This window comes from Massilia orientalis (genome assembly GCF_030411975.2).
GTDB lineage: Bacteria > Pseudomonadota > Gammaproteobacteria > Burkholderiales > Burkholderiaceae_D > Telluria > Telluria orientalis.
In genome coordinates this window covers 1-515 of record NZ_JASNRB020000094.1, presented here as the reverse complement: position 1 = coordinate 515, position 515 = coordinate 1, and the positions used below count along the sequence as shown (strand labels likewise).

Here is a 515-nt window from a genome sequence, read left to right as displayed (position 1 = left end):
GACCAAGCCGTACGACATTCCCAAGGCGCTCGTCTGGGAAGCCTATCAATATGTCAAAGCGAATGGAGGATCAGCAGATATCGATCACGAATCGCTGGAACAGTTCGAAGGCCATCTGAGCAGCAACTTGTACAAGCTCTGGAACCGCATGTGTTCCGGCAGCTACTTCCCACCGCCCGTCAAAGGCGTGCCCATCCCGAAGAAGTCTGGTGGGGTGCGTATGCTCGGTGTGCCGACGGTCGCGGACAGGGTGGCGCAGACGGTCGTCAAGCGCTTGCTCGAACCGGTCATTGATCCGGTGTTTCATGAGAATTCGTACGGATATCGACCCGGGCGATCCGCACACGATGCGATCGCCATCGTCCGCCGGCGCAGCTGGCAGTATGACTGGGTAGTCGAATTCGATATCAAAGTTCTCTTCGATAACATCGATCATGGCTTGCTCTTGAAAGCGCTGAGGAAGCACTGCCAGACACCATGGGTCCTTCTGTACGTCGACCGTTGGCTGAAAGCGC

1 protein-coding gene is annotated in these 515 nt (G+C 56.5%); it reads left to right on the top strand.

The features are described 5' to 3' along the window. Positions 1 to 515, top strand: a 515-nt coding sequence (locus tag QPK29_RS33570; RefSeq protein WP_400189972.1) for a reverse transcriptase domain-containing protein, incomplete at both ends; no start/stop codon positions are given.